Raw genomic sequence first — 6,926 nt, forward strand, 5'->3', positions numbered from 1 at the left:
GCCGGACACAGCTGCGTGACCGGCCCCCGCCGGCAGGCGCTTTGGGCTCGCATCAGGCGCGCTGCGTCCCTTATCCTCGCGACGGTCTCCGCCGGCCGCCGCCCGTTCCCCGGCGGACCCGCCGGCGGAGCGAAAGAGCTGCGCAAGGCAGTCCTGTTGGGAGGTCACGCATGCGGTTTTCCGCGCTCATCGGCGTCGCGCTGTCCGTTCTGGCGGGCCTCGCCGGCCCGGCCCTGTCGCAATCCTATCCGACGCGACCCGTGAGGATCATCGTCCCGTTCGGGGCCGGCGGGCCGGCGGACATCTACGCCCGCGCCGTCGGCCAGCAGCTGTCGGAGGCGCTGAAGCAGCCTTTCGTGATCGAGAACAAGCCCGGCGCGGGCGCGGTGATCGGCACCACCGAGGCGGCCCGCTCGGGGCCGGACGGTTACACCCTGCTGTTGATGTCTAACACGCACACCGCCAACGAGACGCTGATCTCCAGCAAGAGCTACCATTTGACGAAGGATTTCGCGCCGGTCGCCCCGCTGAACGCCGCCGATCTGGTGATCGTGGTGAACCCGGGAGTGCCGGCCAAGACCCTGGCGGAGCTGATCGCCCTGGCGAAAGCCAAGCCCAGGGAGCTGAACTACGCCTCGTCGGGCGCGGGCACGCCCTATCATCTGGCCGGAGAGAGCTTCAAGGCCCTGAGCGGGACGGACATCACGCATGTGCCCCACCGCGGCAGCGGCGAAGCGCGCACCAACGTCATCGGCGGGCATGTCCAGATGATGATCGACTCGGTCACCACCATGGCCCCGACCATCCAGTCCGGCGAGGTCCGGGCGCTGGCGACGACCGGCGCGGCGCGCTCCGACCTTCTACCCGGCGTGCCGACCGTCAGCGAGGCTGGCCTGACCGGCTTCGAGGCCACGATCTGGCTCGGGCTCATGGCGCCGGCCGGGACGCCGGCGGAGGTCGTCGACCTCCTGAACCGCGAAATCCGCAAGATCGAGGCCCGTCCGGAGGTCAAGGCGGCGTGGGCGAAGCAGGGCGTGACGCCGATGGAGATGTCGCCGGAGGAGTTCGGCCGCTATATCCAGGCGGACATCGCCAAATGGGCCAAGGTGATCCAACAGGCCCACATCAAGGTCAACTGACGCCTGACCTGCAGGAGACGATCCCTTTCATGACAGTGCTGAGCATCCTGAGCGGCGGCGCGGCCCATGCGCTCGTCCAAGCGTTGAGCGCGGACTTCACCCGTCGCACCGGCTACGGCGTCGACGGCGTGTTCGGCGCGGTGGGCGCCATGCGGGCGAAGCTGGCCGAGGGCCATCCCGCCGACCTTGTGATCCTCACCCAGGCGATCGTGGCTGAGCTCGCCGCCTCAGGGGAGGCGAGAGCCGACGCCGTCGCGGATATCGGGGCCGTCGAGGCGGCCATCGCCGTGCGGGCGGGCGATCCCAGACCCGAGATGGGCGATCCCGACGCGTTGCGACGGGCGCTGCGGGCCGCGGACGCGATCCATGTTCCGGACCCGGCCCTCGCCACGGCCGGCATTCACTTCGCCGACGTGCTGCGTCGGTTCGGTCTGGCGGAGGAGCTGGCGCCGCGCCTGCGACCCCATCCCAACGGGGCGGCGGCGATGAGAGCGCTGGCGGCCGCGCCCGAAGCGCGCCCGATCGGCTCGACGCAGGTCACCGAGATCCTCGCCGAGCCGGGCGTCGAGCTCGTCGCGCCTCTGCCGGACGGATACGGCCTTCGCACCGTCTACACGGCCGCCGTCGCCACGCGGTCGCAACATCCCGAGGCCGCGCGGGCGCTCCTCGCCTTGCTGTCGGGCGAGGAGAGCGCCGCCGCGCGGCGGCGCTGCGGGTTCCTGTAGGCTCCCGCCGGGGCGGCGCCGGAGGACGTCACGCCAGCGCCCCGACGATCAGGGCGGCCGCCCCGACGGCGACGCCGTCCTCGATGAAGGCCGCGGGACGATCCCGCCCGAACGCGCTCGAGAGGCGGCCGCGGGCGGCCCGTCCGCCCAGCGTGCCGACCACGGCCCTGACGGCTCCGGCCGCCGCGCCCGCCGCCATGGAGGATCCCGCCGCGCCGATCGCCGCGCCGCAAAAGGCGCCGCTCAGCACGCGTCCGGCGAACTGCGTCGGGACGGTGCGGCTCGGCGTCGAGGGCCACTGGTCCGCCACATATTCGCCGAGCGCCAGAAGGGTCAGGATCCAGGGCGTCCAGGCGTAGCCCAGGAAGGCCAGCCCCGTGTCGCCCAGCGGCAGCGGCCCGAGGCGCGCCGCCCAGCTGACGGCGGCGGGCGCGGTCATGGTCCTCAGGCCGGCTACGACGCCCATGGCGAAGGCGCAGATCAGCATCGTCATCGGGCGCTCCGGACGGGGAGATGTCTCGAACCCGGCGACGCTACCCGATCCTGACGCGCACGCCCTTCACAATCGCTCCAGGAGACCGCGCCTCAGCGGGAGCGCTGCGCCGGGCGGTCTGTCTGCGATCTTTGACGAGTATCCGATGGGCAGACCTCTGGCTTCGCAAAGCATGACAGCTTCCACGCGCCCTGGAAGTAAGTAGATCCCTGAAAAGAATAAAGACTCACTATTTAGGAAATTTGTCGAAGACCGCTCTATTTGGCCCTTCGGTCCATTACTTATTGCGAAGCTTGGAAAATGTATCTATCCTTGTCATAGAAACATTAAGTCGAGCGTGTATGTGCGCCCGAAAGGGTCTGTCATGAGTGGTATTTTGGACCCGCGTTTGCAGCAGAATTGTGGAGGGGACGAGGTTTACGCCGATAGCGACCCACCCGAGTTCGTCGCCGAGGAGCGCGAGATCCGCCGGCGCCTGATGCGCCCGCGGCGGTCTGGCCGTGTCATGGCCGTGGTGTCGGTCGGCGTGGCCGCCGCGAGCGCCGTGCTGGCGGTCGCCATCCTGGGCATGGGCTCGCCCGTCGGACCGTCCACGCCGCGCGGCGCCGATCCGGCGCCGGGGGCGCAGACCTCGTCCGGCCCCCAGGCCCCCGCCCGGTCCGCCGCGGCTCCCGCCGACGCCGCCAGGATCGTGGCGGCCGTGGAGCGGACGCCGGCGCCGGTCGAGCCGCTTCCCGCCAAACCGATCCCCGTCGAGGAGCCGACGCCCGCGGCCCGGCCCCTCGCGTCGGCCGAACCCGCCGTCGTGAAGGTCGACATCGTCGCCGAGCCGCCTGCGGCGATCGCGGCGGCTCCGCCCATCCCGGCCAGTCCTCCGGCTCCGCCCGTCCCGGCGAGTCCTCCGGCCCCGCCCAGTCCCCTGGCGGCCGTCGCGCCCGAGCCTCAGCCGGCGGCGAAGCCGGCGAAGGAGGAAGCGGCCTCCGTCAGACAGGAGCCGTCCCGCCCCGACGAGGCGCTGCTGGCGATCGAGCAGCCGCAGACCGGCGCGATCCGCCGCAAGGCCGACGAGGCGCGGCCGGCCGTGACCCTGCCCTCGGGCGAGGCGGCCAAGCTGGTCGCCCTGTCACGCATCAAGATCAAGCAGGGCGACATCGCCGGCGCCCGCCGCCTGCTGGAGCGGGCCGCCGCGGCGGACGATCCGGAGGCGCTCTTCGCCCTGGCGGAGACCTATGACGCCGCCGTGCTTGCGCGGTGGGGCGTGATCGGCGTGAAGCCCGACGGCGCCATGGCCAAGTCGCTCTACGGCAAGGCGGCCTCCAAGGGCGGCGGCGCCGCCCAGCGGGCCCTGGCGGCGATCGCCACGGCCGAGCGCCAGGAGCAGACCGGCTCCAATCGGGTGGCGCCATGAAGGCCGTCGCGGTCCGCGTCCTCGCCGCCGCGGGCCTGCTCGCGGCCGCGTTCGCCGCGCCGTCGGCCTCGGCGGCCGAGGCGACCGGAGCCCGCACCAAGACCGACGCGAACGCCTGGACGGTGGGCGTCGCCGGGGGGCTCCTGGAGGGCAGCTTCATCCGCTATGCGGCGGACCTCGCCAAGGTGCTGGACGACCCGCCGAACCTGCGGGTGCTGCCCATGGTGACCTTCGGCGCCGTGGGGAACGTCTCGGACCTCCTCAACCTGAAGGGCGTCGACGTCGCCATCACTCAGGCGGACGTGCTCGACCATTTCCGCAACGAGGAGAAGATCCCCAATATCGAGGGGCGCATCCAGTACATCTCGCCCTTGTTCAACACCGAGGTCCACATCTACGCGCGCAAGGAGTACGCGTCGATCAAGGACCTCGCGGGGCAGAAGGTCGCGTTCAATACGCCCGGCAGCGCCGCCAACTACACCGGCCAGGTGGTTTTCAAGCGGCTCGGCGTCTCCGTCCAGCCGCTGATGATCAACAACGCCGTCGCGCTGGAGAAAATGCGCTCGGGCGAGATCGCCGCGGTCGTGCACGTCGTCGGCAAGCCCAACGACCTCTTCGCCAAATACAAGCCCGAGCCCGGCTTCCACTTCCTTCCGGTCGACTACGACAGCCAGTTCGCCGACTATTACGTGCCGGCCAGCCTCGACGCCGCGGACTATCCCAACCTGATCCCGGCCGGACAGTCGATCCCGACCATCGCGGTCCCCGCCGTGCTGGCGGTCTACAATTGGAAGCCGGGGTCCGAGCGCTACAAGCGCGTGGGCCGGTTCATCGAGGCCTATTTCACCAAGTTCACCCAGCTGCAGCAGCCGCCCTTCCAGGCCAAGTGGCAGGAGGTGAACCTCGCCGGCGCCGTGCCGGGCTGGACACGCTACAGCGCCGCCGAGGAGGCGCTGGGCAAGGCCCGGGCCACCACGCAGGCCGGGGCGGGGCAGGGCGAGACGGCCGACCTCCACGCCAAGTTCGACGCGTTCGTGACGGCGCGAGGCCCGGGCAAGCGTCCGTTGACGGCCCGCGAACGCGAGGCGCTCTTCAACGAGTTCGTGCAATGGCAGAAGCGTTGACGCGCGACGGCGTCCGCCGCGCGGGCGCCTGACGGGCAGGGGGGCGTCCATGTCCAGCGGGTTCAGCGCCAGGAGCGCCGAGGGCTACGAACAGCTGATGGGCCGCTGGAGCCGCAAGCTGGCGCGCGGCTTCGTGGATTTCGCGGGGCAGCGCCCCGGCGAGGCGATCCTCGACGTCGGATGCGGCACCGGGAGCCTCACCTTCACGCTGGCCGAGATGGCGGGCCGCGGCCCGCTCACCGGGATCGACGTCGCCGAGCCCTATCTGGCCTATGCGCGATCCCGCAGCACCGGCGACGACATCAGCTTCCAGCGCGCGGATGCGACCGATCTTCCTTTCGGCGACGGCGCGTTCGACCGGGCGCTGTCGTGCCTCGTCCTGCAGTTCACGCCCGATCCGGCCAAGGCCGTGGCCGAGATGGCGCGGGTCGTGCGGCCCGGCGGCGTGGTCGCCGCCTGCGTCTGGGATTCCTATGGCGGCATGCCGCATCTGCGCCTGCTCTGGGACACCGCCTCCGCGCTCGGCCTCGACCGGGACCGAAGCCTGTTCCGCCCGATGAGCACGGACGGCGAGATGGCGGCGGCCTGGCGCGCAGAGGGGCTGCGCGACGTCGTGCAGGACACGCTCGTGATGCGGTTCGACTTCGAGGACTTCGACGACTACTGGTCCCCCTTCCTCGGCGGCGACGGCCCGGCCGGCCAGTTCGTCGCCGGCCTCGGCGAGGCTGACCGCGACCGTCTCAGGACGCAGGCGCGCCACGTGTTCCTCAGCGGCAGGCCGGACGGGCGGCGCTCCTTCGTCGCCGCCGCCTGGGCCTGCCGGGGCGTGGTCGCCTGAGGCGGGCCGCGCCGTCCTGCGACGCGTCGCTCCGTGGCGATGCCGGGCTCGGCCATCTTGCGGCGCGGGGCGGCGAGCGCGCCGGCCGGGGCGACGTTGGCCAGCGTGGCCTGGACCTTGGTCTTCCCGCGAGCCGCGGTTGATCCGGAGGGTTCATGGCCGTCCGCCGGCGGGCTCGCGGCCTGCGCCGAACGGTCGCGCGGCCTGCGCCGGCCGTTGCCAGGCAGGCCGAATTGGCCGAGACTTGAGCGTCGCCGACCGCGGCCAAAGCCGAAAAGACACAAGGGGGAGGGACCATGTGCCATCTCTTCGCTAGCCAGGCGCCGGACAGCTACGCCTTCGAGACGCGCTCGATCCGGCTGAACGGCCAGAGCACGAGCATCCGCCTGGAGAGCATCTTCTGGTCGATCCTGGAGGAGATCGCGGCCCGCGAGGGGCTCTCCGTGCCGCGCTTCATCTCGACGCTCCACAGGGAGGTGCTGCTGATGTGGGGCGAGGCGCCCAACTTCACCTCGCACCTGCGCTGCATCTGCGTCGTGGCGCTGGAGAACAAGCTGATCCGGCCGGCCGCCGCGCCCGCGGTCGCCGCCTGAACGCGATCGGCGCGAGGTAGTAACCCGATACCACCACGGCCATGCGGCCGCCGGTAGCCTGACCTTCGAACGACGCCAGCCGCCATCGGGGCTGCTGGAGCGAACGCGAAAGGCGGCGAATGGCGAAGGCGATCCATACCATGATCCGGGTGCTCGACGAGGCGCGCTCCGTCTCGTTCTACGAGCGCGCATTCGGGCTCAGCATCGCCGACCGGCTCGATTTCCCGACCTTCACGCTGATCTACCTGCGCAACGGCGAGGCGGACTTCGAGGTCGAGCTGACCGTCAACAAGGGGCGGACGGAGCCCTATGCGCTGGGCGACGGCTATGGCCACATCGCCTTCTGCGTCGACGACCTGGACGCCGAGCGCGCCCGCTTCGAGGGGCTGGGCCTGTCGCCGCGGCCGATCGTCGACTTCAAGAACGACGGCGTGCTGCTGGCCCGCTTCTTCTTCGTCGAAGACCCCGACGGCTACAAGATCGAGGTGCTGCAGAAGCACGGACGCTACCGCTAGAGCCCGGGGGGGGGGGGGGGGGGCCGGGGCGCCCCCCCGCCTCCCGCGCCGCCCCCCGCCCGCCATCCCACCACACACCCCCACCATAAAA

At 71.3% G+C, this 6,926-nt stretch carries 8 protein-coding genes; 7 read left to right on the top strand and 1 reads right to left on the bottom strand.

Features of this window, described 5'->3' with window-relative positions; genetic code table 11:
* Positions 1 to 170 precede the first annotated feature (170 nt).
* Positions 171 to 1,139, top strand: coding sequence for a Bug family tripartite tricarboxylate transporter substrate binding protein (locus ACYVO7_RS14385; protein WP_460450510.1), 969 nt, complete (start codon positions 171 to 173; stop codon positions 1,137 to 1,139).
* Between the two features lie 29 nt (positions 1,140 to 1,168).
* Complete coding sequence (locus tag ACYVO7_RS14390; RefSeq protein WP_460450511.1) at positions 1,169 to 1,864, top strand: molybdate ABC transporter substrate-binding protein; 696 nt, start codon at positions 1,169 to 1,171, stop codon at positions 1,862 to 1,864.
* A gap of 28 nt (positions 1,865 to 1,892) precedes the next feature.
* On the opposite strand, the gene ACYVO7_RS14395 is transcribed toward ACYVO7_RS14390, so the two are convergent.
* On the bottom strand, positions 1,893 to 2,357 hold the full coding sequence (locus ACYVO7_RS14395) for a DUF4126 domain-containing protein (RefSeq protein ID WP_460450512.1): 465 nt from the start codon (positions 2,355 to 2,357) through the stop codon (positions 1,893 to 1,895).
* A 364-nt stretch (positions 2,358 to 2,721) separates the two neighbouring features.
* Here ACYVO7_RS14395 and ACYVO7_RS14400 point away from each other — a divergent pair, with 364 nt between their 5' ends.
* The 5 genes from ACYVO7_RS14400 (at position 2,722) to ACYVO7_RS14420 (ending at position 6,835) form a co-directional block, all read left to right on the top strand.
* A complete protein-coding gene (locus ACYVO7_RS14400; protein WP_460450513.1) occupies positions 2,722 to 3,765 on the top strand; it encodes a hypothetical protein in 1,044 nt (347 codons plus the stop codon).
* Positions 3,762 to 4,889, top strand: coding sequence for a TAXI family TRAP transporter solute-binding subunit (locus tag ACYVO7_RS14405; protein ID WP_460450514.1), 1,128 nt, complete (start codon positions 3,762 to 3,764; stop codon positions 4,887 to 4,889). The genes ACYVO7_RS14400 and ACYVO7_RS14405 overlap by 4 nt, the downstream gene beginning before the upstream one ends.
* Positions 4,890 to 4,938: 49 nt before the next feature.
* Entirely contained in the window at positions 4,939 to 5,727 is a 789-nt protein-coding gene (locus tag ACYVO7_RS14410; RefSeq protein ID WP_460450515.1) for a class I SAM-dependent methyltransferase, read from the top strand.
* 296 nt (positions 5,728 to 6,023) lie between these two features.
* Positions 6,024 to 6,320, top strand: coding sequence for a ribbon-helix-helix domain-containing protein (locus tag ACYVO7_RS14415; protein WP_406858121.1), 297 nt, complete (start codon positions 6,024 to 6,026; stop codon positions 6,318 to 6,320).
* Positions 6,321 to 6,439: 119 nt separating this feature from the next.
* Entirely contained in the window at positions 6,440 to 6,835 is a 396-nt protein-coding gene (locus tag ACYVO7_RS14420) for a VOC family protein (RefSeq protein WP_460450516.1), read from the top strand.
* Positions 6,836 to 6,926: the final 91 nt, after the last annotated feature.

The organism is Alsobacter sp. SYSU BS001988 (assembly GCF_054796215.1).